Source organism: Hominisplanchenecus faecis, assembly GCF_020687205.1.
GTDB lineage: Bacteria > Bacillota > Clostridia > Lachnospirales > Lachnospiraceae > Hominisplanchenecus > Hominisplanchenecus faecis.
In genome coordinates this window covers 15826-40729 of sequence record NZ_JAJEQE010000027.1, presented here as the reverse complement: position 1 = coordinate 40729, position 24904 = coordinate 15826, and the positions used below count along the sequence as shown (strand labels likewise).

Sequence of the window (24904 nt, the reverse complement as noted above, 5' to 3'; positions counted from 1 at the left end):
TTATCTCTGATACCGTCCGAGAAATACTTTGCGTCTGGACGCTGGCAGGCAACGATAAGGAAATAACCTGCTTGTCGCCCTAACATAACGATTTTCTTTAGCTGGCTAAGTAAGCTCACGCTTTCTTTCGTCCCCAGCATTTCAAAAAACGCCACATATTCATCAAAGATAAGAAAGCAGGGTGGCAGTCCCAAATAGGCGTAGTTTTCGCCCGTCTTATAGTTCGGGTGTCGCTTCATTTCCTCGCTTCGCTGTACCATGCCCTCATAAAAGGCATTGACGCAATCAATCATTTCTTCTTTGGTGTGATACACATTTCCCATAACTGTCCCCAAGTCTGCTAAGTCCGCATTTTTCGGGTCTAAGACGTAAAGGACAGCGTTGGTATGCAGTAGGGCTTCAATGAGCGTCAGCAGAAAATAAGTTTTACCGCCACCCGTCCCACCAGCGATAAGAGCGTGAGGGAGTGCGTCATATTCCCAGACAAGATTTTTCATCAGCCTAAGACTGCCGTTTTCTGCCCGTACTTCATCAATGGTAATACGGTTCGCTATCATATCATAAAGCAGGGTATATTCGATATAGCCGTCGTGCAGGGTCTTGTCGGTCAGTTCACAATACAAGCCACTTTCCAATTTATCCTCTAACCGTAAAAGCTGGTCTTGATATTTCCCCAGCGTAATTTCACAGCGGATATGAAGCAGTCCCTTTTCCATTTGATAATAAATCTTTGGAAACCAGACGATTTTTTCCCTTGATCTGCTTTGCCGGTCAGTAAAAAAACCGCTGTCTTGTACGGTATCGGCTTCATACCACTTATTTTCCAGTACCATTCTTGCCAGCTTTTGACGGTGCAGGAGCTTCTTGAAACTGTCGTAACAGAAGCGGTAATATAGAAAAGCGACCAATGCACAAACACCCGTCGCTATCAATATGGTTATGAAGTTGTAAGGGGAGAGCGTCAAGCCGTTTTCTAACAAGCTGAAATGCTCCCAATCAGTACGCATAAGCTGTTTGATATTGAGTAGCAAAAGAACCGCCACGAATACCACCAGAAGCATCCCTATGGAAAAGTGGTAGACAAGGTGCTTGTCGCTGGCTCTGATACGGTGTCCTTTATTCCAAATCTTACGCATAAATCAATCACTCCTTTCTGGGTACGAAAAAAGCAGTCAATCCTAAGACTAACTGCTTTGTGTGTATGGATATGAAGTTTTGCAAATGGGAATTTTATATTACTTTTAATGCAATTTCTAGTATCAACGAAAAAATACAAATTGATAAAATAATGATAACTATTTCAACATTTCCTAGTGATATAAAACATTGAAAAATCAGCATAATTCCTACTAATAATATAGCTGTTCCCTCAATTCTTGAATGTAGCTTTATGTTTTTTACCCCATTATATCTTTTGATAAGGGGCAATTTACCTTTGATAATACTGAATACCCCTAAAACCACCATTATATTACCTAGTATTAGCCCTATCATATTTACCACCTTTTCTAAATCTTTAATTTTCAGTTCTATAAATCGAAATTTTCTTGTTTAAATTTATCTTTGAAAAAGCCAATTAAAATTAAAGCAATACCAAGAATTGCAACTGGTATATAAATAATATTAGGTATATGATAAACAAATCTATCAATTCCAGACATAGCAATATAAATAATTATTCCCACACAAATTAAAATGTTTTTATCTTTCATAGCTGGTCTCCTTTACACCTTATTATTTGTCCGTTTCTTCATACCCATATTATAACAGTTCCATATATCCGCTACAATGAAAATCTATTCAGTAAGCCTATTTTTTCGGCTGTCCCTGCGGTGTATGGTTCTGTGGACTGCCTGCGTTCTGATTGCCTTTATTTTTCAACACAATATTCTCTGCCTTTACATACCAGTCCACATCTGCACCCGTATAAGTCTTTCGTGATACCGTATCGGCTACTGGATTGACAAGCTCCACAACTGCATTGTACGGAAATTCCCTTAACGGTACTTCTGGCGGTACAGACACGGGGATAATTCCACCATGCAGACTGCACTTCAAATCATAGATACGCTTTTTAAGCTGGGTACTCGGTGTCCCGTCCTCATTCTGCAAGAACACATCACGCACCGCTGTAAATTTTAATTCTCCAAATGTTTTCTCTTTGTCAATAACAAACCCGTTTGATAATCTCATAAATTCTTCACTCCTTTACTTTTCTTCAACTGCTACAATATCATCAGCAAGCAACACATAATCGGTATGTCCCATATCCCCGATTGCGTAACCTCTGCCATATAACTTCGGATTGACAAGTTTTACTTTCTGCTCATACTTGAACTTCTTTTCGCCAGCCTGCACGGGAATTTCCACGACAACATTTTCCCCTCTCTGCACATCTGAATAAAGGTTGTAGCTTCTTCTTGCGAAAACTCTACGGTTATCTTTATCTCTGTCAAAAACATGGTCGCTTTCGCCTGCAAATTCAAGAGTTCCAAAAGACTGTGCCATATCTGGCACGACATATTTCATTTCCATATTGTTTTACCTCGTTTCTTTCTATTTTTGATAAATTGATTGTGATTTCTTATTCTGGCAGTTTGGGAAGTACCAGCAATCCCACAGATAGTAAAGGGTAAAATCAATGCTTCGCACCCTTGACTATCCGTGTTCTTGCAGGTCGTAAGCAGACAAGCCAGAATAAGCAAAAGTCTGCCGTTTGACAGCTTCGGCGGAGAGCGTGATTTTTCTTTCCTCATACCGTTACCGCCTTATGATTTCTTCATTTTACGGCGTTTGTAAAGATATGTTCCAGCCAGTCCACCAGCAGACGCAAGCAACATCACGACAAATGCTATTACATTTGTACTGTCGCCCGTTTTGGGACTGTCGCTAGGTCTGTTAGGCTTTTCTGGTGTCGGTGGTGTTTCGGGTTCTTCTGGGACTTCTGGTTTTTCCTTAAAGGTAATCGTCTGTCCCTTGTCCTCAATGTCCTTATGCTCGGTAACTTTCTTCGGCTCGTCTGGATTGCTTAAATCGTACAATTCTTCAAAAGTTACAAGCTGTTTGCCGTCAAGGGAAGTAGCGTCAAAGGTAAAAGCAACTTCCACTTTCATAGTTTCGCTGTCAGCAGTAAAGGTATAATCACTTTCCACACGTTTTCCATTGATAAGAAGCTCGGCGTTTTCTTCTTTCAACATCTGCCAGCCCACAAGTTTGTACTGTGTACCGACTTCTAAGCCCTCTAAAGTTACGGTATCAATGATTGTTACCTCTTTTCCAGCTTCAATCTCTTTGTTGCCGTCCTTGTCGGTAGCAGTCGTATGAATTTTGATGATACGCTCTGTGATAAGTACGGTTTGCCCGTCGTCCTCAATGTCCTTGTGTTCTGCAACTTTCACGGGTTCGTCTGGATTGCTGAAATCATACAATTCTTCAAAAGTAACAAGGTTTTTGCCACCTAAAGCAGACGCATTGAATGTATAGGAAATTTCTACTTTCATTTCTTTATCATCAGCGACAAAAGTATAGTCATTTTCCACACGTTTTCCGTCAATGATAAGCTCGGCATTTTCTTCTTTTAACATCTGCCAGCCTTTCAACTGATACTTTGTGCCTTTTGTAAGTCCGTCTAATTTGACAGTATCAACGATTGTTACCTCTTTTCCTGCAAGGATAGTCTTTTTGCCGTCCTTACTGGCCGCTGTGGTATGAATAGAGATTTTTTTTTCGTATTCATCAGTCAGCGTTCCTAAATCAATCACAAGATTATTTCTTGATACCACGATTTCAAAAGGTGGGATAAGTTCAAAGCCTTTGTTACTATCAGAGCGTAATTCTTCAATGATATAGGTATCATAAGGTAATGCACCCTTGCTGTCGTCTGGTTCAGAAGTTCCAAACCACACACCGTCCTCGCTGGTCTTTCCTGCGTTGGTATTGTGCTTATGAGAAGCCCAGTCAGCAGAAGTGGAGAATTGCCCGTTATCATCAGTTACCACTACATGATTTTCGCCCGTTGTCTTGCTTGTGATCCTAAAGGGAATATCAGCAAGACGCTTGTGTGTGCCTGCACCGATTTTTACACCCTCAATATCCCCACGCTTAATCTGATTGTAGATAGAATGGGCTTCGTCGGTTAAGTCCACGATTTTTCCATTTTCTGTGATTGTAAAATCAATCGGTTTTGCACCGTCAGTTAAGTAACCGTCGGGAGCTTCACTTTCAACGATACGGAAATTTCCGTAAGGTAAAAGGTCGGAAGAAGTAGAAGCGACACCCTCAATATCGGTACGAATTGTCTTTACCACTTCATTTTTCTTGTATAACTTGCCCTCAACCAATACCGCATTATCATTTAAGGAAATGATGTCAAAAGCAGTATCTTTCAAGGTAGCACTTCCTTGTGGCTTTGTATTGCCCGTTTCTAAATCTCGTTTCTGAATTTTCACACCGCCACGGATAACCTTGTCAGATACGGAAAACTGGTTACTTCCAGATAATACGGCAAGGTCGCCGTCCTCGGTAATCTGTGTAAGGTATAAGCTTTTTATCTGTTCGGACTTATCGCCAGTCTGCATATATGCACCCTCTAACAAGTAGCCGTTTGGAGCTTTTGTTTCTTCAACGGTTAGCGTTCCAAGTGGAAGAACCGCTTTGCCGTCCTGCATATAGAAGCTGTCGCCAGATACCTTGTATGCGTCCGCTAATTTTGTGATGTAATGAGTTGTCCCGTCGCTGTCTGTTTCAGCGATTGTCTTTGTAATCCATGTACGAGTAGCTTCGGCAGGAAGATTGTCTTTGTTATAGAAGCCTGCATAATACTTCCATGTAAATTCCGCACCGGCTAGAGAAGCGTTCCCTTGCGGATTGTCTTTCTGTGTTTCCATATCAATCTTGAAAAGCTTAATCAAAGTGTCTGTTACTTTCGGTGTATCTGATACTTTCAAGGTCGCTGTCCTTCCAGCTTCAACCTTTAAGGAATATACAGTTTTATCTACTTTATATCCTGCTGGTGCAGATAATTCCTTGATATAAACTGTGCCAGCCTTTACCTCTACAACATCTGTATTTCCGTTTTCATCAGTCGTAAGGGTGGCAAGCTGTTTCGTGCAGTCCTTATCAGAAAAGACACCATAGGTCGCACCAGCGACAGAGTAATTCCCGTTACTGTCTGTAATGCTGGTATTACTGGAAGTCTTTTGCAGTTTCGCATTTCCGACATTCAGCTTCGCCCAGAATTGTCCCAATTCCTGCCCCTCGCCAGAGTAGATATAACCGCCACATTCATAGCGTCCTTTATTCTCTTTGACAAAGGCTTTTGCACCAGAGAAAACTTCGTCCTGCGTTGCCTTTGGAATTTCATCATAAGAAGCTCGCACATTATCACATTGCCAGCCAAGATGTACGCTCAATCTCTGCCAAACTACACATTGTTCCAACAGATAGACTTGTTTATAGTTCAATTCCTTGTGAGCTTCGCCATACTGTTTGACATACTCTAAGGATAACGCCACATCTGAAATCTGGTCGGCACTCATGCGTGAGCTTGCGTCAGCTCTGGTCTTGTAACCGTTCTTAAAATCTGTATTGATGTCAATACAATAGGCAGTTTCGCCCTCGACTTTCATATAGCCCTCATTGAATGTCGAACCGATAGAACCATCATTCATTACTTTTTCAATGATACCGACACGCTCTGCACTTTCCGTCCAGTATTGCTTACTTTCTGCATGGACGGGTATAGTCGGTAAAGCAGTAACGACAGTTGCAAAAGCTAAGAAGCCCGTACACAATCGTTTCCATGTCTTTTTCATAAATCTAATGCTCCTTTCATTTTGGATAATAAAATAGCCGTCCAATAAGAACGGCTGGAAATAGAAAAGGAACGTCATTTTAGGCGTTCCATAATCTATAAAATATTCAATTTTTTATACTGATGTGTTGCTCATCAAAATCTCAAATTAAGGTTATTTGACACCAATTTTGACACCAATTTTTTGTATATTGACGATTTTTGATGAAATGTGATAAATTCATAAAACCCGTGAAAAGCCTGTAAATAGGCACTTTACGGCACTCTATGAACTAAGACAAAAGCTACGCTGTAATAACAAGAGGTGAGTGCTAATAATTTTGTGAAGAATTTGTGAACGCTACGAGCCATGCAAAATGGTGAAAAAACGCCCTGCAAGTTACTTGCAAGGACGTCTTTTTTTGCTATTTTATAGGGCGACAGCCCTACAGCGAGGGAAGTCTTTCCCGAGCTGTGCATGGCGTATGCCGCTACTTCACAGAGGTTTTTCACTTGCTTTAGCTGTGGGGAATGTCAAAAATGGTCATCTTTACTTTCTCAATATCAATCGGTTTTGCAATATGTGCATTCATTCCGGCATCTATGCACTCCCTGATATCGTCCTGAAATGCATTCGCTGTCATCGCAATGATTGGTACCTCTTTTGTATCTTTACGGTTCAATGTCCTTATCTGTCTGGTTGCTTCTAATCCATCCATTACCGGCATCATAATATCCATAAAAATAAAATCAAAACTGCCTGGAACTGATTTGGAAACAATATCCACAGCCTCCTCGCCATTTTCTGCCGTAGTCACAACCATCTTTTCATCTTCCAGCAACATCTTCGCAATTTCCAGATTTAGCTCATTATCCTCAACTAATAATACATTCCTACCTGACAGATCAGGCTTTTCCACTTTTTTTTGCTGTTCTTTCTCCGCATTATAATCAATCTCAAGTGGTATCGTGACGGTAAACGTTGTACCTACATTTTCTTTACTTTCCAGTCTGATGGTTCCGTTCATCATGTCCACAATATCTTTTACAATAGAAAGTCCAAGTCCGGCACCACTATATCCATTCGTTGTTTCTTTTCCTTCCCTGGCATAGGATTCAAATGCATGTTTCTGAAATTCTTCGCTCATACCAAGTCCCGTATCAGAACATACAAATTCAAAAACCGCCGTCTTGTCATCACTTGAAATCTCATTGAAATACAGGATTACTTTACCACCGCTTCGGTTATATTTAACGGCATTTCCGGCAAGATTCATAAGAAGGCGGTTTAGATATTTCTCACTGCCAATAACATATCTGTGATGAAAAGTACTCATGGAAGCTCCGCCTTCAAAGCTGATACCATACTCCTTTGCATTTGTCTCAATAATCGAAATCTGCTTTACGAGCATTGCAACCAGATCAAATGGCTTGTTTACCAACTGTAATGTTCCGGATTCTACTTTTCCGATATCCAGAACATTATTTAGAAGGGACTGCAGATAGTCCATCGACGCCATTACCTTTTCTTTACATTCATACAATTTTTCTTTATTGCCATAATAACGCTCTGATATATTGATCATCCCAATAATTCCATTTAAAGGTGTCCGGATATCGTGGCTCATGTGTCTCAAAAAGTCTGTCTTTGCACTATTCGCCTTTTCTGCCTGCTGCTGTGCCTCTTTTGCCTTTTTCTCTGCAATTCTGGCTTTTTGGAGTAATCTAAGTATCAGTATCAGCACGGTCAAAAAAACAGATACAACAAGCACCGTAAAGCCCCAGAAATTGTCCCTTATAAACTCCTTTACCGTAACTTTCTTCAGATTACTGTCATACATATACACAGCATTGGAGAATTTTGAAACAGACATTGTTTTTATAGTCTTATTCAGGACAGACAGCAGCATGCTGTTTCCATGTCTGACTGCAAATGACACCAAATCGTACTTTTCCAGAAAAACACTGTACAGTTTATTATCATCGAAATATTGTTTCAGCTTGCCTGAGTCCATAATCATGCAGTCTGCTTTTCCATTATATACAGCCTTTTTTGCATCCTTCCAGGCAGCATATTCCTTCACATGCCACTGTGGATAATTATAGGAAACATAAGACTTCAAATCACTCTCTTCTCTTGGTATCGCAACCGTATTTTCAGCATTTTCATCAAAACTCTTTTTAACCGTTACAGCCGCCATATTATACTTCCAGACAGTATCTGTCAGATCATAGCCCAAGTCTTCGGCAGCATTCGTATTTTGCATCACATGAAAAATCAGATCAATTTCTCCATCATGCAACGCTTTTTGCATATCCTCTTGTGAATCATACCCCTTGATATTAAATTTCAAAGTCTGCCCTTTCAGGCAGTTTTGTGCAAGCTGGATGTAATCCGTGATCAGGCCACTCACTTTTCCGGTTTCTGTATCAAGAGTACTGACCCCGCCATCGTTTATCAAACAACCGATTTTGATTGCTCCATGCTCTGACAGCCATTTCTGTTCTTCTCCCGTCAGAAAATATACACTGTCCACTGACAGAAACTGCTTATGCAGTTCATCTGCATAATAAGGATCATCATCTGTGATCCTTCTCATAGCATTATCCAGCTCTGTCTTTAAATCAGAATGACTCTGGCCAATCGCAAAATATATTTTTGAACTTCCGAGATTCGTTAAGGCCACCATTCCGTACCCACCCAGACGGGAATCCTCTAACGATACAAAAGCGTCAATTTCTCCGTCTGCAATTTTCTTCAAAGCATCTTCATTATTTGAAACATTGACATGCTGTGTATGCAGATCATATTTCTTTTCCCACTCGTTCAATATCATTTCCGACAGGTAACCCATAAGCACCCCAATCTTTTTCCCATTGAAAGATGCAGTGTCAGAGGATGAGAGGTCTGTATGATCGGGTTTTACGTAGACATAATATCTTTCGTCTCCCATTGGAATAGCGGAAAAAAGCATAGTCTCTGCCCGTTCCTCCGTATAAGAGACTCCTTCTATCATATCCAGCTCATCATTTTTTAATTTGTCGAAACAATTTTCCCATGTACAATCTACATATTCATAGTTCCACCCTGTATAACCTGCGATTTTCTGCAGATATTCATAGCCATATCCGCTTCTTTTTCCATTTCCATTTATCTTATCATACGTATCATCCGGCACACCAATCCTGACAACTCTCTCTTTCTGATTTTCTGCTGCAAAAGCATAAACCGGACAGATTGAAAAAAGGATGCAACTGCACAATATTATAATGATACCCCTTTGCAATACTGATTTATTCATTTTTATCCCTTTACGTGGCATTGTAATTACTCTAATTTTGCATTTTTCTATTTTACAGTGTCAAAATATCCAATGATTCCAATGTATCCATCCTTCTTTAAAGGCGACCACAATGTATGCAATTTCATTCTATACATACCTTATAATCGTTTTTATAACTTCATCAATCACAATCGGCTTTGACAAATGTGCGTTCATTCCTGCATCCAGTGATGCCTGAACATCTTCTGCAAATGAATTAGCTGTCATTGCTATAATAGGAATGTTTTTTCCATCCGGTCTGTCATTCATTGCCCTGATTGCTTTTGCTGCTTCATAACCATTCATTTCAGGCATCATGATATCCATCAGGATTACATCAAATGTGCCTTCCGGATGATTTCTGAAAATCTCAACAGCATTCTTTCCATCCACAGCTCTTTCTACATTCATCCCGAACTCTTCCAACTGCACGGCAGCAATCTCTGCATTCAGTTCATTATCCTCTGCAAGAAGGACATTCACACCTGTAAGATTCACCTTTTCAGAAATACCTGTGTCTGACTTATTACATTTCTTATCTGTAATTTCCAAAGGAATATCCACAGTAAATATGGTTCCCTCATGCTTTTTACTCTGCACGGAAATGGTCCCACCCATCATATCTACATACTTCTTTACGATAGCCATCCCCAGTCCAACTCCATGGTACTGCGTTCTCACACCGGAATCTTCCTGTGCAAATTCCTCAAAAACTTCTTTTGTAAATTCCTCACTCATGCCAATACCTGTATCCGAAATGCGGTAACGCATATTTATATATCCATCCCCGCCCTTTTCCTGACACCGGGCTTCAAATGTAATCGTCCCTCCATCCGGAGTGAATTTCACGGCATTGCTCAGAATATTGACCAGCACATCACGCAGGCGTGCAGGATCTGCAAGTACATTTGGAATCTTTGCTTCTTCACGCTGAATCTTAAAGTTGATATCCCTGTTCGTAAGAAAGCCTTTTGTAATATCCAATGCAGAATCTGTAATGTTTTTCACATCCGCCGGTACCGAATTGTAATTCACTTTTCCACTTTCGATGCGGGTCAGATCTAATATATCATTGATCAGCGACAGTAAATGCTCTGAGCTTTCGTCAATCTTCTCCAGACAATTTTTCACTTCGTCTGACGGATTGTTTTTCATTGCAATACCGGTAAATCCTATGATTGCGTTCATTGGTGTCCTCATATCATGGGACATATGTGACAGAAATGCTGTTTTTGCCTTGTTTGCAGCCTGTGCATGCTCTGCCAGTTCCGCCATTTCCTCAGCTTTCTCCTGGTCCGCCTTCTGAGCTTTTTTTCTTGCACTGAGATGCACCATTATCACAGCCATAGCAGTCAGCAGCCATCCCAAAATAAGAAGAACCAAAACAGTAACAACAGGATGCAGACGGATCCAGTCAACAAATGTCAGCTCTGTTGCTTTGTATGTGGTATACTGTGCTGCAAGATCTTCAACAAGATTTTGGGGCATGGCATACATTGCTTTCGTCAGAATACCAGCCAGTGCATGGTTCTCAGTTGATGAAATTACCATGCGGTAGGTGAATGTAGGCTGTTCCAGCAGAGTATATGTCATGGTGCCCGTAGTGTCACTGTTCACAAACGCCTGTGCCATGTAATAGTAAACGAAGGCAGCATCTGCTTTACCCTTACGGACAGCTTCCATCATTTCCTGTCTGGTACTGCACATCAGTTTTTCTGCACCGGGTGCCATTGCATCTTCAATTGACTTTGATGCTGTCTGGTCAACAGTAGTAACAACATTAATTTTCCCATCAAAGTCACGCCGTGTCACCCTTGCCAGCTGCATCGTAATGAAAGGTGCAGTAATCCCCCATTTTTTCGTCTCAGCATAGTTATCTGTTTCCAGGCGCGCATCGATGCTCATATCTGTGGTTTCCTTATTTTTCTGATAGGCAATATACTCATCTCTGGTGGCAGGGGTAAGAAACTCATAGGAAATCCCGGCATAGTCTGCAATTTTACGGAAGTAATCCGGGATAATACCCTTCATCTCACCATTTTCATTATAAGAATATGGATAACGGGTCGGATCACACAGAACATGAAGCGGGTTGTCCTTGGAATACTGTGAAATAATACTTTTTTCTTTCTCCGTATATTCCAGATTCTTAGTTTCCATGCTTTCATAATTTTTATTATAAAGTGTCGTTTTCCAGTCACCCTCAACTGCATTCATCTGGTCGATTGCATAATTGATCTCATTCAGCAATTCTGTATTACCTTTTTTAACCATGACATAGAAATCGCTGCTGTCAAATTTATCCACGATACGCTCATTGTTTGTTTTTCTCAGAGAAGTGGCAGCAATAGCATCAACATTTCCACTCAGAAGAGCTTCCTCCATCTCTTCTGTCGTATCAAAATAAAATGAATCATATGTAAATCCTTTATTGCCTGCAAAATCCGCAAGCTCTTTATCTCGTGAGCTTCCGTTCAAAAGTGCCACACGCATACCGTTGTAAGTACTGTAATTGCCATCCACAATCGTGCCGTTGTCACTGCGGACGGTCAGAATCCCATTATTGGTTCCGATCGGACGTGAAAAATCAAACTTTTCTTCTCTTTCCGGTGTTTTGCGGGGAGATGTTACCATATCAATCTCGCCATCTTCAAGCATCTGCTGCATATCATCCCAGCTCTTATCATATCCGACATATTCGTAATCTACATCCCAATAACGGGCCATCAGCCGAAGAAAATCATAGCCATACCCACTGCGGTTGCCTTCTTCATCCATCACATGATAACCATCCATGGCAAAGAAACCGACTTTGACAGTTTCATGCTGCGAACTGTCCTCGGCTGCATATGTAGTCTGGGGAGAAAATATCATACATACGCATACAAAAGCCAGTAATACTGCCACATATTTCTTTGCTCTCGAAATCATATTTTAAATCTCCTGTCTGTCAAATATATTTCTCTATACATCTCCTTGTCAACCTCCTGGTTTATTCAAGTCGAACGCACGTGAGACTTGGTGCGTGATTCTGGTCAGCGAAAGCTGACATATTCTTCTCAGAATCACTGCACATCTACACTTCGTTCCGGTCGGCGCAAAACCATTGTCTCCCAGACAATGTGCGCCCCCGCGGAGCGTTTATCTCAGTCGGAGATTGTACTCCCACTGAGAAAGACTTGTTATTACTCACCACTTGCAGAAGTGGGAGTCTTCTCGACTGAGATAAAATTGCACTGCCGCATCAAATCCATTTGTCACTGTTCAATAACCTGCGGTTCGGTACCCCCCCCCGGACTTTATGCTTCTGATCGTCTTTTCCAGCACCTTCATCTCAACTGGTTTTGAAACATGTGCATTCATGCCAGCCGCAAAAGAATGCTGAATATCTTCTGAAAATGCATTCGCAGTCATGGCAATAATCGGAATCGTCTTTGCCAGTTTATGGGAACTTCTGCGGATTGCCTTCGTTGCCTCATAACCATTCATAACAGGCATCTGCACATCCATCAGGATCATGTCATAATCACCTGGAGCAGACTGCTCAAATGCTTTCAAAATCTCTTCGCCATTTTCACAGATGGTACATTCCGCGCCTTCAATCTTTAACAGTTCCGTCAGGATCTCTGCGTTCAACTCATTATCCTCTGCACACAGGAATCGCATTCCCTGCAGGATATTACCATCCTGCTCATCTGTTTCTTCTTGTGCCGCCAGAGCAACCGTTCTATCCTCTGCAATTTTCAGATCCATGAGAACCTCAAAACAGCTTCCCTGTCCCAGTTCACTCTCCACGTCAATGGTGCCTCCCATTGCCTCAACCAGGTTCCTGGTAATAGCCATTCCAAGTCCGGTTCCCTGTATCTTATTAGTCACAGAACTTTCAGCGCGAGTAAACGGATCAAAGATTGTTTTTTTGAAATCTGCCGATATTCCCAAACCATTATCGCTAACTAAGAAACGGTACTTTGCATAGACAGATGACTTTGTCTCACATTCTTCTACCAGAAACTGAATTTTTCCACCTTCCTGCGTATATTTTATGGCATTAGACAGCAGGTTGCTGAAAATCTGCATCAAATGAACCTGATCCCCATTCACCCACTCATGCTGAATATTTTCTTTTATGATTGTAAAGGTCTGCTGCTTTTCATATATTTGAGAATGAAATATAGTGTCAAGTTCCTGCATAAAATCCAAAATAGAAAAGTCAGAATACTTGAAGACTGTTTTTCCTGCCTCAATCTTACTCATGTCCAGAACATCATTAATAATTCCTAACAGATGCTGTGATGAAATATCTATTTTATCTGCATACTCTATAACTTTTGCTTTATTACCTGCATCATGTCTGATCAAAGATGTGATACCAATGATTGCATTCATAGGTGTACGAATATCATGTGACATATTAGACAGGAAATCCGTTTTCGCCTTATTTGCATTTTCAGCTGTCTGCAAAGCCTCTGTTGCTACGTTCTTTGCCTTTTTCAGTTTTTGATTGACTACTTCCATTTCCTTCATTGTTTGTAAATGAAGGTCATTATTTCTTTTTTCATATTCTGCTTTTTGATCTGCAAGACTAAGTCTGGAAATACTGTAGAATAATCCGGCAAAAAGTAAAAGTATAGAACCTGCCATGAGTATTGTTGTAAACAACACCGTCTTCTGGTAATCCATCAGCACATTGTCAACAACTCCCTTTTCCACAATGCATACCAAAATGGTGTTGTTGCTTTCTATCGGGCAATACCCCAGATAATAGGGATTCTGTTTTCCCAAAAGTGCAACTCCGGATTCTCCGTTATCAAACTTCTTTTTGAACAAATCAGCCTCTTCTTCTGTAATGGCCTGTTCCCCTTTTAAATGTTTTAACAAAGAATAATTACGCTGGTATTTATCACCACTCAGGTTCGTATACGTAATATTTCCGTCATGATCCAGCATAAACAAATATGCTTTCCCATCATAACCTCATAACCTTTCAGTTTTAACATGGAATCCAGTTTCGAATGATCATACACAGTTCCAATTGCCGTATAAGTTTCCCCATTGATCGTATATTCCTGACATGGGATCGCAACCAGATAACCGTCTTTTTTCTCCTGATCATAATCAAGACGCACCAGTTTTCCAATATTGTATCCATTCTTTAAGTCCAGCAGAAGTTTACTTGGCATATCAATCCGCATTTTTGTTCCACCTGCGGATACTGCCTGACCATTTTCCTGAAGGAATATAAGGGTGCTTTCCGATTCTTTTTCCCATGCTTCAAAGAAATTTTTGTTCGTATCCACTTCAAGAGACAGCTCCCTCTCATGAAGTAAAAATTCCTCAACCAGCTGCAGCTGGCTGTAGTACCCACTCACCTGAAGATCATAGGTCTGCTGTATCTGTTCAACAACAGCTCCCATACTGCTTTTTCCGTTTTCGCTGATATACTTCTTAGACTTACTTATCAGATACTTGATACAACCTAAGCTTAAAAGAATCATAAGTAGTATAAGCAGCAGCCTTGTTATTTTTTTTCTTTTATTTACCGCTTGTTCTATCTCCACTTTTACTGTTCAACCTCTATATAGTCTTCCGGTGCTGACGGCTGCTGTCCTTTTGACATTGCTTCGGTCCATGCACTTGATAATGTTGTATCTTTAAGCTGCTCAATCTCACATTTCGGATTTATTTTTTTCAAAACAGACATTGTGGTGTCTGTAAGAAGAATCGAGTATTCCTTTTCTTTGTCTATTTTCTTATCATTAACTGTTAAGTCCTTTAATGAAAATCCACTTTCCGCTTGATTGACGATCGCTTTCATACCGGATGCAATTGGTAATTCGTATTTGTTGGTTACGTAAAAATTCTCATCAGCATCGGCGAGATAATTTTTCACGAGTTCATAAACCTGTTTACCATTGATTTTTGCAACATATAATGCTGTATCTGAACTCTTCGCTGTCATCATGCCAACCCGGCTGCTGGTGCATTCTCCTTTGTACATAGAGGAAGTGAAATAATAATATGGTGCCAGAGCCAGCTGTGCATCCTTTTCTTCTCTGATCGTAGTTAAAATGGAAGATGCTGCATCACGGCTATTTCTATCGTTCAGTGAAATGGAATATTCATTTTCAAAATTCACCGTTGCTTTTTTTTCTGGATCTTTACGGTTCATTACACTGCGAAAAGTATCATAAGCCTGTGTTTCATCCATTTCCCCTGACAGTAATCCGTGAACAGCCTCAAGACTTGCATCAAATGATTTTTGAGCGGAATATCGGATATAAACAGCATTATTATTAATTTCCTCTTCCAGTCCAGGCACATCCTGCATCATGGTTGGAACATCTGTATTCAATGAAATAACACCGCTTCCATCCGCAATCAGCTTTTGCCCCTCTTCTGAAATCATACAATCCAGCACATCCAGTGCAGTATCCAGTTTCTCCCGATCTTTTTCCAGGTTTTTGTTAAATGCAATGTTTAAGGATGGAGTCATGTACACGTAGGATTCATCTGATGTCTGTGAAAAGTAAGGAATACGGATCAACTCCGCATCCATCTGTTTCTGCAACTGCTGCATAACCGTCGGATGTCCATGAAACATTGCTGATTTTCCCTCGACAAACATCTGGGTTCCTGTATCGATGTCAATATTGATGTCTTCTTTACCAAAGTGCGAGTCCTTAAGAAACTGACTGGTTTCTGAAAAAATACGTTTCCATAATGCATCATCAAACTTTACTTCATCCGCTGCAGTTTCTGCACCGTTTCGCCATTCAATACCATCCAGGCTTGTAAACTCACCGATTGCCGCAGCCTGGATGATTTCATTATTAGACCAGTCTTCACCAAGGTCCATGGAATACGGTTTTATGCCATTATCATAAAACTGCTGACAGGCCTGTACATATTCCTCATAATTTTCCGGAATCTTAATTCCATACTGATCAAACAGTGTTTTGTTGGCAATGATCGTCTGCGGAATACCACAGATTGGCAGCCACTGGATTTCATCCTCCGTATTCTTATAATATTGCACCGCATAAGAATAATACTTGGAAACAACATCATAAGAAGCAAAATCCATAAGATAAGGCTGTAAGTCCTGTGCATCTGTTCCGGAGAATCGACGTACTGTTATGATATCCGGTAATTCATCATGTTCTTTAAAATAACTGTATAAATCGGTATCATTGTTCCCAATAATAAATTCAATATCCTGATCCGGAAACTGTTCATGGATATAGGGTGCAATATTTTTCATCAAACGATTTTCCCACAGATAAACGGTAAGACGATCATCGTTTTTAGATACCTCTTTCTTTGACTGTCCACATCCAGACAAAACAGCAGTTGCTGCAAGTACACCTGACACCAATGCTATCAGACCGTATTTAGCCTTTTTCATACTCTCATTTTCCTCATTCTTTACTGATAAAATCATTTATTGTTACGTCTATGAAATAACACCGGAACAAAGAATTTCCTTATTATAGCTTTTAAATTTATGCAAAAAAACTGATTTTATTATACTTTAACGTTCTACTATGCACAAGAAAAAAATTACCGTTTTAACGTTCAAAAACAAAAAAGCACAAATCATTCAAAATAAAAAATCCGGAAGTCACAGTGTTATCTGTGGCCTCCGACTCGTTCTGCTTATTTTACACTGTTCTTACACCCAAAGCAGCCTCTCTCCGGCTTATCTTTTCCTGACTAATTGCCCAAAAACTCTTTTCAAATGGAAGTTCTCTCTGTAAGATGATGTTTCAGACTATTTTGCAATGCACAGATCAGTTCCTCGATCACGATTGGTTTGGATAAGAAGCTGTCCATACCGCATTCCAGTGCTTTCTTTCTGTCCTCATCAAAAGCATTGGCTGTCATGGCAAGGATCGTAATTCCTGCCAGTGCCGGATCTGGCAGGGCCCGGATCTGTCTGGTAGCCTCATATCCGTCCATTACCGGCATCTGCACATCCATCAGCACCAGATCATAATCCCCTGGCCTTGCATTTTTAACTTTCTCCACTGCTTCTGCTCCATTTTCTGCCGTATCAACCACAAAACCATATTCATTAAGGATCTCCACCGCAATTTCACTGTTCAGTTCATTGTCTTCCACAAGCAGTACCGACCTGCCCTTGAAATTCAAATCTGCTGCCGGAAAAACCGAAGGCTCTGTCTTGTCCTTCTTCTGACCGATGGCAGTCAGCAGCGTCTCTCTGATATCTGACATAAAGAGAGGTTTTGCACAGAATGCCGTTACCCCTGCTGCCCTGGCTTCTGTTTCGATATCAGACCAGTCATAGGCGGTCAGGATAATGATCGGCGTATCATCACCGAGACTGCGGATCTGACGTGTAACCTCAATGCCATTCATATCCGGCAGACGCCAGTCAATGATATAAGCATGGAATGCATCTCCAAGTTCCAGAGACTGCCGTGCACGCAGAACAGCCTCTTTACCGAAAAGTGTCCATTCGGAACGCATCCCAACCTTCACAAGCATCTTCGTCACACTGTCACAGGTGTTAAAATCATCATCGACAACCAATGCCTTCAAACCTTCCAGCTCTGCGATTTTCTCTGTGCGGCGGTGCTCAGGCTGAAGTCTCAATGCCAGGCGGACAATAAATTCGGTGCCTTTGCCCTGTTCTGTCTGAACTTCAATCGTTCCTCCCATCATATCCACAATGTTCTTAGTAATGGCCATACCAAGACCTGTCCCCTGGGTTCTGCTGACGGTGGAAGTCCGCTCCCGCTCGAAAGGAGAAAAAATCTTCTGTACGAATTCCGGACTCATGCCGATTCCGCTGTCTTTTACCCGGATCTCATACAGACCACTGTCTTTTGTTTTTCCCGGGAACTGTTTCAGCCGAACGGAAACGGTTCCACCGGCAGGCGTAAATTTGACCGCATTGGACAAAAGATTCAGCAGTACCTGATTCAAACGCGTCTTATCGCAATAGACGTCCTCATTCGTCACATCCATAGCATCCATATAAAGCTCCAGCTGCTTCGCATGGATCTGTCCACTGATAATGGTTTTCAGGTCATGGAGCATTTCTGAGAGACTGACCGCCGTTTCTTCCAGATGGATCTTTCCACTCTCAATACGGCTCATATCCAGTATATCATTGATCAGCGAAAGCAGATGATTGCTGGATGAAAGAATCTTGCCCAGATAATCCCTGACCCTTTTTTTATTATCAATATTGCTTACAGCCAGGGTCGTAAAACCAATGATCGCATTCATCGGAGTCCGGATATCGTGGGACATATTGGAAAGAAATGTACTCTTTGCCTTGTTGGCATTCTCCGCAGCATGGACCGCCTCATAGAGTGCCTGATTCATCTTTTTATCAGAGGTACGGTCAGACATAACCAGGATGTATTTCTTTTTCCCGTTTACCTCACTGCACATTGCAATATTATGAAACCATCGTTGTTCCCCTGTTTTCTGATGAACACATTCAAAATCCCATTCCTTCTGTTCATCAACCTGGATCTTCTCCAGATAATTTTTCTTAGGATCTTCCGATTTTTGAGGATGCATTCTCCACAGAACACAAATATCTTTGCGGATCTGTTCTACTGTAATGCCCAGCAGCTTTTCCACATTCGGACTGACGTAATCTGTCTTATATGTTTTCGCATCCAGCATCAGGAAAACATCATCCACATTCATGGAAAGCTTCTGAAACAGCTCTTCCCTGTACAGGATCTCCGTATCTTTTTTCTTGAGGCTTACCCTGCTTTTCCTTAGGATCAGCCAGATAAAAAGACCGGCAACACTCAACGCTACTATGCCTGCAAGCATCATGGTACTGTGCTGCAAAACATTCATGCTGGCATTAACAATCTCAGCCTTTACAAGTCCCAGAAATACCCAGTCCTGAATTTCTGATTTTTCATAGACCAGATAATGCTTCTTTCCATCCAGATTTACCAGCATCGCACCGGTATCTCCTGCTTTAAACTTCCCTGAAAGTTCAAGGATCTCTTTTTCTGGAATATTGGAATGCTCTCTTAGAACGCCAAAGAAATTATATGCATTTCCCCATTCCCTGAAAGAATGATCCACGACAACACGGCCATCCGGATGAACAACATAGCTCTTTGCATTTCCATGAAAAGCAGAAATATCCAGTACATTTACAATATCCGAATTCTCATAGGCAATAGCGATCGCATCGTATCCAAATCCCTGATAGTTTCCATGAGCCCTAGGACTGGCAAAAACAAGTATCTGGGATTTTCCGGGAACTACTGCATTCGTTACGATATCATTCCCATTTTGGATCTCATCTTCAAAATTTTCCTGTAAATCAAGATATCCCGTTTCTCCGGTCAGCATTTTGTAGTTACCGTCCGTTGACAGAAAATAAAAATCTAAAAATCCGGCGTCTTTTTGTGCGTTCTCTATATAATCACGGATTTTATCTTCATCGGAAGTCTCCTGCAGATACGCCCCCCACATATGAAGATAGGTCAGATTCTTATCTGTCAGTTCCCTTAACATATTATCAGACTGGTGAAAAACCTCCGTCAGGTGGGAAACACTTTCCTCATAAACCGTTTTCGACACAAGCTTGAAATATCGAAAAACAGTCAAAACAATTCCCGCAAAAAGAAGAAGAAAGACCGCTGTCCTGAACCGTTTTTTCATGACACGTTTTTCTCTGTTTGTATTATGGTTTTTAGCTTTCATTCTTCTCACCTCAAAGTCAGGTAGTCTTCAGGCTCTGCAAGGACTGTATTCCCATCAGAAACATTTTCAATCCAGGTGTCTTTCACAGAGAACTCCCCAACATCAAATACTATATTTTTGCCTGTCGGATAAGCTTCCATGTGTTGTGGTGTCGCCAGACAGGTTACCATAAAAGTATCCGTATCACGGATTTCTTTTCCATCCTTTGCAACTTTACTCAATGTATAACCATCCTCTGTTTCCCTGATCTCCACAGAAATACCACTGAAGACTGGAAGCGATCCACGGTTAAACGTAAGGAAGCCTCCCGGATAGCCTTCTGTAAAATTTCTGACCGTCTCTTTCAGTTGTGCTCCGTCCATCTTGCAGCTGTAAGCCAAAAGACCATTTGGCATGATCATGTTTCCCGCCATTTTTTCCGTATACCCTGCTTTCAGTACGTTTCCCGTAAAGCTGTTTCCTGCTGCGATCAGCACATCTGCCGCATAAATACCACGCAGAGTGTTTGCCATAACGGAATATGCCGCATTCCCTCCACTGCTGTGAAAGCGGTTGGAATAGGATTTCTGTGAATCCAGCACGATATCCTCCGAAGTGGATTTTTCCTCAAGAAGCTGAGAATCAAATGAGCGGTATGCCTGCCCTGCATCGTATTCTCCTGAGATCATCTTCGAAACTACTTCTTTGGAAACAGAGAAAAAGTCATTTGACGCAATGCGGATATACATATAGTTTTCTTCAATCACCGGTTTCACATCTTTGAGATATTCCGTAAGATGAAGATTCACATCCTGGCTGTAGCTTAACAGATCCTGTCCATCATAAATGATCCTGTTCTGTGCATCCTCGGAAAGCATTGTGTCCAGTACCTTCATCGCTTTCTGCCGACGTGTTTCATTCTGCGTCAGATCACGGTTCAGTGCTACCTGGAAATATGGTGTGGTCATCAGCCACTTTTCGCCATTCTCCTGAAAGAATGGCAGAAATGTTGTGTTAATCCCCTGATCCTGAAACATTTTTACACCGGAAGAGCTGCCAAAATACATGGCAAGCCTGCCGCTTTGATACATCTCAACCACAGAATCATAGTTCATATCCAGATCATCCAGACCCAGCCTTGTATCCTTTATGAACTGTTCCAGACGTTCAAAAGCCTCCGGCCAGACTGTACTGTCCAGACCTTCTTTCTCTGTATTATCCGGGTCACTGTAAGCGGTACGCCACTTACGTCCCGCCGCAGAAGACAGCTCTGACGCAGACAGCCCCTGCAGTGTTTCCATACACGTATAATCATAAGAATAGTCTGCACTAAACCCACGGATCCCCACCTTGTCAAATGCCTGACAGGCAGAAACGAAGCTTTCATAATCGGTTGGAAGAGGGATATCGTACTTCTCAAAAAGGTCTTTGTTGACTACAAAACCATGTGCATCCGCACACACCGGAAGCCAGTTTACGCTTCCGTCCTCATTCCTGAAATTGTTGAGATATGTATCATAGACAGCACCTGCCGCATTGGTTGTGGAAAGATCCATCAGACTGTCTTTCAGCGGACTTGCATCATGCAGTGAAAAACGACAGCAGGTTATAATATCCGGCAGTCCACCGTTTTCATTCAAAAATCTGTAGAAATCCAGATCATTATTCCCTACCACAAATTCAATATTAATATCCGGAAGCTGTTCCTGGATATATGGTGCATATTTTTCATACAGCTTTGTACTCCATAAATACACCGTGATCGTTTCTTCATCTTCTTTTTCTGCACTCTTTTTGCTGCAGCCTGACAGAAGTGACATGACTGCCATCATCACAAAAAGCACACAAAATAACCGGTTCCATCTTTTCTTTTTCAATATAATTCCCTTTCTGAGATTGTTTTCCACTAATCCACTGATTCATAAATCACCTTTACCAATAATTCCGGATCCACAGGTTTTGCGATATGTTCATCCATTCCTGCTTCTTTTGCTTTCAGCCTGTCCTCCGTGAATGCATTTGCCGTCATTGCAATGACCGGGATCACCTTTGCATCCTCCCTCTCCAGAGACCGAATCATCTTCGTGGCTTCATAACCATTCATGACCGGCATCATGATATCCATAAGGATGACATCAAATTCACCCGGTTCGCTTTTTCTGAATATCTCAACAGCTTCCCGTCCATTCCATGCTTTTACCACGTCAGCTCCTTCATTCTGAAGCATAAATTCCGCAATTTCCATATTCAGCTCATTATCTTCTGCCAGAAGAATATGCAGTCCCCTTATAGAAATTTCTGGTTTTTCTTCCGTTTCAGATCTGCCGCTCCTGTCTGTATCAATTCGGAACGGAACCCGGATCACAAATGTAGTCCCTGTACCTTCTTCACTTTCAAAGGTAATGGTTCCTCCCATTTTTTCGATCAGCTTCTTTGTGATCGCCATTCCAAGTCCTGTTCCGGCATATTTTGTACGGCTTCCTGTATGTTCCTGTGCAAATGGTTCAAAAATATGTTTCTGAAAACTCTCTGTCATCCCGATTCCGGTATCCCGGCAGACAAATTCTATCGTTGTCCATTCCGACTGTTCTGATGGGATCTCACGACAGCTGATATAGATCTGTCCGTTTGCCCTGTTATATTTCACCGCATTTGACAGGATATTCATCATCACCCGTTTCACATGCCCCGGACTTCCGATAAGATCCCAGTGTGTGACTTCTTTTTTCTCCCATACAATCTGGATATTCTGTTCGGCAGCCATCTGATCGATCACAACAAATACTTCCCTTGAAATACGGATCAGATTGAATGGAATTTCTTCGAGCACCACTTCATCCGACTCAAGCTTACTCATGTCCAGCACTTCATTTACCAGTTCCAGCAGCAGATGGGATGCTTCTTTCACCTTTGCCCTGCATTCTGTCTGTTTCTCCATATCGTCTGCATAATGGTCTGCCATATTGACCATGCCGCAGATTCCATTGATCGGAGTCCGGATATCATGGCTCATCCGCTGGAGAAACTCGGTTTTTGCCTCGTTGGCAGCTTCTGCCTTTTTTGCGGCTGACAGAAGTTCTGCTTTATATTTTTCATCTTTTTCCTGTTCCAGCTTCCGGTGTGCCAGATTGGTTCTGTATGACCAGAACCAGAACATCGTGAATATCAGAAAATAAAGAAAAATGACACCGGTCACACTTAATGGAAGGTTATGGAATACTTCCGTATCCGGGAGATATGCATAAATATAGTAATCCCGCTGCTTCAGCATGATTCCGTAACATCCGCTTCCTTCATTCTTCACATGAAAAATATGCTGACTGTCTGTATGCTTTTTCATTGCCTGAACAACCTCGTTGTCGGCTGTATCTTTTCCCAGCAGACTCTCATCGTTGCTGGCAACAACTTTTCCATTGTCTGCAACAATAATCGTTCCGTCCCTCTGGACGCTGTAACCATTTAAAAGACCCTGTATCGTCAGGGTATAGTTTCTGGCAAATTCAGGAGATGTGTGATAGTAGATCGCAACGATACCCGGTGCATCTTTTCTGGCACAGGCTGCAATGTCGACATATGCCCCGTCTTCCCTTTCAAACCGTTCCGAATACGTTCTTTCTTCATATCCGGTAAAATCCATGATAACGTCTTTTTGCAGATAGTCCGTGATCTCACCTGCCAAAGACTCATCCGTGCTGTATCCACAGTCCGTCTTTCCTTCCTGATCCAGCACAATGATACCATCCACCCAGAGCGTCTGCAGATTTTCTTTCAGGAACTCCCGGCTTAGCTGACCGCCGTTTTCTGTTTCCATGTTAATATTCGTGCTCATCTGTCTGGCACTTTCGATCGCACGGAGAAGACTTTTGGATTCCGAAGATTCATTATAGTGGGTGTAAGTTGAGCACTGCACTTTGACATAATTTACGATCTCCACCATCCTTTTCTCTGCTTCCGCTTTTTCCGCATGAAAAAAATAAAACAACGAGACTGCAGCCACACAGATTCCAAGCAAAATCCCGACTATTTTTATTCCTTTTTCTTTTATTCTTTCCTTAATACCCAAGATCATCCACCTCCAGGTACTTCTTTGGATCATCCAGATATTTTTCGATGATTTTCAAGGCAGTGCCATCCTTGCGCATTTCTTCCAGTGTCTGGTCCATCTGCTCACAGATCCCCCTCTCATCCTCTTTTGCAAAAGCAACTCCTATCCCCACGATCATCAGAGGTTCTTCCAGAATGCGGAAGCTTGTATCATAATCCTTCATATACTGGACGATGGATTCCTCATGTGCGGCAACTGCATCCACATATCCTTTTCCCAGAAACGTATAGATCAGTTCCCTGTGCCCGAGGCTGATCAGATTTCCCAGTTTTGGGATCCTCGCATCCGTCCGGTTCAGGAAGATACCTTCCGGTTTGCTTGTAGACTGAACCGCCAGATTCTTTCCCTCCAGGTCACTCAGTTTATAGATATCACTGTTCTCATTTACAGCAACCACCTGGCGGCTTGCTATGTACGGTCCTGCCCAGCGGTAATCGTCAAGACGTCCTTCCATGGAAAAACAGCCCATGATACCGTCGATCTCCCCGCTCTCCACCAGTTCTTTTTTCTTCTCCCAGTTAATCTGGACAACGTCCACCTGATACCCCATTCTTTTAAAAGCTTCCGTAGCCAGTTCTACATCAATCCCTGTCGAGATTCCGTCTTCATTCAGATAATTGTATGGCGGATAATTGTCACTGCCCAGGGTGATGACCGGTTTTTCTGTTTCTTTTTTACTGATATCCTCATTTTTGCATCCTGCCAGGGTAGCTGCTAAAATTCCCACAAGCAGAATAGCTGCAATCACTCTTTTTCCTTTCATATTTCTTCTATACCTGCTCTGTTGTATTTTCAGATTTATTCTTTAAAAACCTTTTATATTTTACACCAGTATCTCCTGTTCATGCAAGAAAAACGTTATCTCCTCCCATGGAAAAAATCTGTTTTTGCTATAAGAAATCCATTTCTTTCTCTGTCTGTGGAAAAAACGGCCGGGCCATGTTACAATGAATGATATGAGCAAGCTCATGTGAATTTAGACCTTTTGACCCTGGC

The 24904-nt window shown here is 41.6% G+C and carries 15 protein-coding genes; all 15 read right to left on the bottom strand.

The genetic code is table 11. The annotated features are described in order from the left end of the window. Window positions 1-1136, bottom strand: a 1136-nt coding sequence (locus tag LKD42_RS08895) for an FtsK/SpoIIIE domain-containing protein (protein ID WP_248835474.1), incomplete at its 3' end; no start/stop codon positions are given. A 94-nt stretch (window positions 1137-1230) separates the two neighbouring features. Further along, the gene (locus LKD42_RS08890; RefSeq protein WP_005428607.1) at window positions 1231-1494 is read right to left on the bottom strand and encodes a hypothetical protein; all 264 of its coding nucleotides are present in this window, start codon (window positions 1492-1494) and stop codon (window positions 1231-1233) included. Window positions 1495-1529: 35 nt separating this feature from the next. After that, on the bottom strand, window positions 1530-1712 hold the full coding sequence (locus tag LKD42_RS08885; protein WP_005428606.1) for a hypothetical protein: 183 nt from the start codon (window positions 1710-1712) through the stop codon (window positions 1530-1532). 97 nt (window positions 1713-1809) lie between these two features. Next, the gene (locus tag LKD42_RS08880) at window positions 1810-2193 is read right to left on the bottom strand and encodes a YdcP family protein (protein WP_005428605.1); all 384 of its coding nucleotides are present in this window, start codon (window positions 2191-2193) and stop codon (window positions 1810-1812) included. Between the two features lie 15 nt (window positions 2194-2208). Beyond that, window positions 2209-2535 (bottom strand): YdcP family protein, encoded by a 327-nt coding sequence (locus tag LKD42_RS08875; RefSeq protein WP_005428604.1) that lies wholly within the window; start codon window positions 2533-2535, stop codon window positions 2209-2211. 233 nt (window positions 2536-2768) lie between these two features. Then, entirely contained in the window at window positions 2769-5813 is a 3045-nt protein-coding gene (locus LKD42_RS08870; protein WP_117628729.1) for an SrtB-anchored collagen-binding adhesin, read from the bottom strand. Between the two features lie 496 nt (window positions 5814-6309). Next, complete coding sequence (locus LKD42_RS08865) at window positions 6310-9093, bottom strand: response regulator (RefSeq protein WP_248835473.1); 2784 nt, start codon at window positions 9091-9093, stop codon at window positions 6310-6312. Window positions 9094-9222: 129 nt separating this feature from the next. Continuing rightward, complete coding sequence (locus tag LKD42_RS08860; RefSeq protein WP_248835472.1) at window positions 9223-12045, bottom strand: transporter substrate-binding domain-containing protein; 2823 nt, start codon at window positions 12043-12045, stop codon at window positions 9223-9225. Window positions 12046-12378: 333 nt separating this feature from the next. Continuing rightward, entirely contained in the window at window positions 12379-14061 is a 1683-nt protein-coding gene (locus LKD42_RS08855) for an ATP-binding protein (RefSeq protein ID WP_248835471.1), read from the bottom strand. Beyond that, on the bottom strand, window positions 14022-14609 hold the full coding sequence (locus tag LKD42_RS08850) for a hypothetical protein (RefSeq protein ID WP_248835470.1): 588 nt from the start codon (window positions 14607-14609) through the stop codon (window positions 14022-14024). The genes LKD42_RS08855 and LKD42_RS08850 overlap by 40 nt, the downstream gene beginning before the upstream one ends. Window positions 14610-14674: 65 nt before the next feature. Continuing rightward, window positions 14675-16519 (bottom strand): ABC transporter substrate-binding protein, encoded by a 1845-nt coding sequence (locus tag LKD42_RS08845; RefSeq protein WP_248835469.1) that lies wholly within the window; start codon window positions 16517-16519, stop codon window positions 14675-14677. A gap of 329 nt (window positions 16520-16848) precedes the next feature. Further along, the gene (locus LKD42_RS08840) at window positions 16849-19824 is read right to left on the bottom strand and encodes a hybrid sensor histidine kinase/response regulator (RefSeq protein WP_248835468.1); all 2976 of its coding nucleotides are present in this window, start codon (window positions 19822-19824) and stop codon (window positions 16849-16851) included. Window positions 19825-19829: 5 nt separating this feature from the next. Further along, entirely contained in the window at window positions 19830-21680 is a 1851-nt protein-coding gene (locus tag LKD42_RS08835) for an extracellular solute-binding protein (RefSeq protein WP_248835467.1), read from the bottom strand. 29 nt (window positions 21681-21709) lie between these two features. Beyond that, complete coding sequence (locus tag LKD42_RS08830) at window positions 21710-23872, bottom strand: ATP-binding response regulator (RefSeq protein WP_248835466.1); 2163 nt, start codon at window positions 23870-23872, stop codon at window positions 21710-21712. Continuing rightward, the gene (locus LKD42_RS08825; RefSeq protein WP_248835465.1) at window positions 23856-24671 is read right to left on the bottom strand and encodes a substrate-binding periplasmic protein; all 816 of its coding nucleotides are present in this window, start codon (window positions 24669-24671) and stop codon (window positions 23856-23858) included. The genes LKD42_RS08830 and LKD42_RS08825 overlap by 17 nt, the downstream gene beginning before the upstream one ends. Between the last annotated feature and the right edge of the window lie 233 nt (window positions 24672-24904).

What these genes read in the sequence shown, in the direction of transcription:
- LKD42_RS08830 (WP_248835466.1), bottom strand. Translation starts at nt 23,872, where the DNA reads ATGATCTTGGGTATTAAGGAAAGAATAAAAGAAAAAGGAATAAAAATA.
- LKD42_RS08880 (WP_005428605.1), bottom strand. Translation starts at nt 2,193, where the DNA reads ATGAGATTATCAAACGGGTTTGTTATTGACAAAGAGAAAACATTTGGA.
- LKD42_RS08875 (WP_005428604.1), bottom strand. Translation starts at nt 2,535, where the DNA reads ATGGAAATGAAATATGTCGTGCCAGATATGGCACAGTCTTTTGGAACT.
- LKD42_RS08845 (WP_248835469.1), bottom strand. Translation starts at nt 16,519, where the DNA reads ATGAAAAAGGCTAAATACGGTCTGATAGCATTGGTGTCAGGTGTACTT.
- LKD42_RS08840 (WP_248835468.1), bottom strand. Translation starts at nt 19,824, where the DNA reads ATGAAAGCTAAAAACCATAATACAAACAGAGAAAAACGTGTCATGAAA.
- LKD42_RS08865 (WP_248835473.1), bottom strand. Translation starts at nt 9,093, where the DNA reads ATGAATAAATCAGTATTGCAAAGGGGTATCATTATAATATTGTGCAGT.
- LKD42_RS08885 (WP_005428606.1), bottom strand. Translation starts at nt 1,712, where the DNA reads ATGAAAGATAAAAACATTTTAATTTGTGTGGGAATAATTATTTATATT.
- LKD42_RS08890 (WP_005428607.1), bottom strand. Translation starts at nt 1,494, where the DNA reads ATGATAGGGCTAATACTAGGTAATATAATGGTGGTTTTAGGGGTATTC.
- LKD42_RS08850 (WP_248835470.1), bottom strand. Translation starts at nt 14,609, where the DNA reads ATGATTCTTTTAAGCTTAGGTTGTATCAAGTATCTGATAAGTAAGTCT.
- LKD42_RS08855 (WP_248835471.1), bottom strand. Translation starts at nt 14,061, where the DNA reads ATGCTGGATCATGACGGAAATATTACGTATACGAACCTGAGTGGTGAT.
- LKD42_RS08870 (WP_117628729.1), bottom strand. Translation starts at nt 5,813, where the DNA reads ATGAAAAAGACATGGAAACGATTGTGTACGGGCTTCTTAGCTTTTGCA.
- LKD42_RS08860 (WP_248835472.1), bottom strand. Translation starts at nt 12,045, where the DNA reads ATGATTTCGAGAGCAAAGAAATATGTGGCAGTATTACTGGCTTTTGTA.
- LKD42_RS08825 (WP_248835465.1), bottom strand. Translation starts at nt 24,671, where the DNA reads ATGAAAGGAAAAAGAGTGATTGCAGCTATTCTGCTTGTGGGAATTTTA.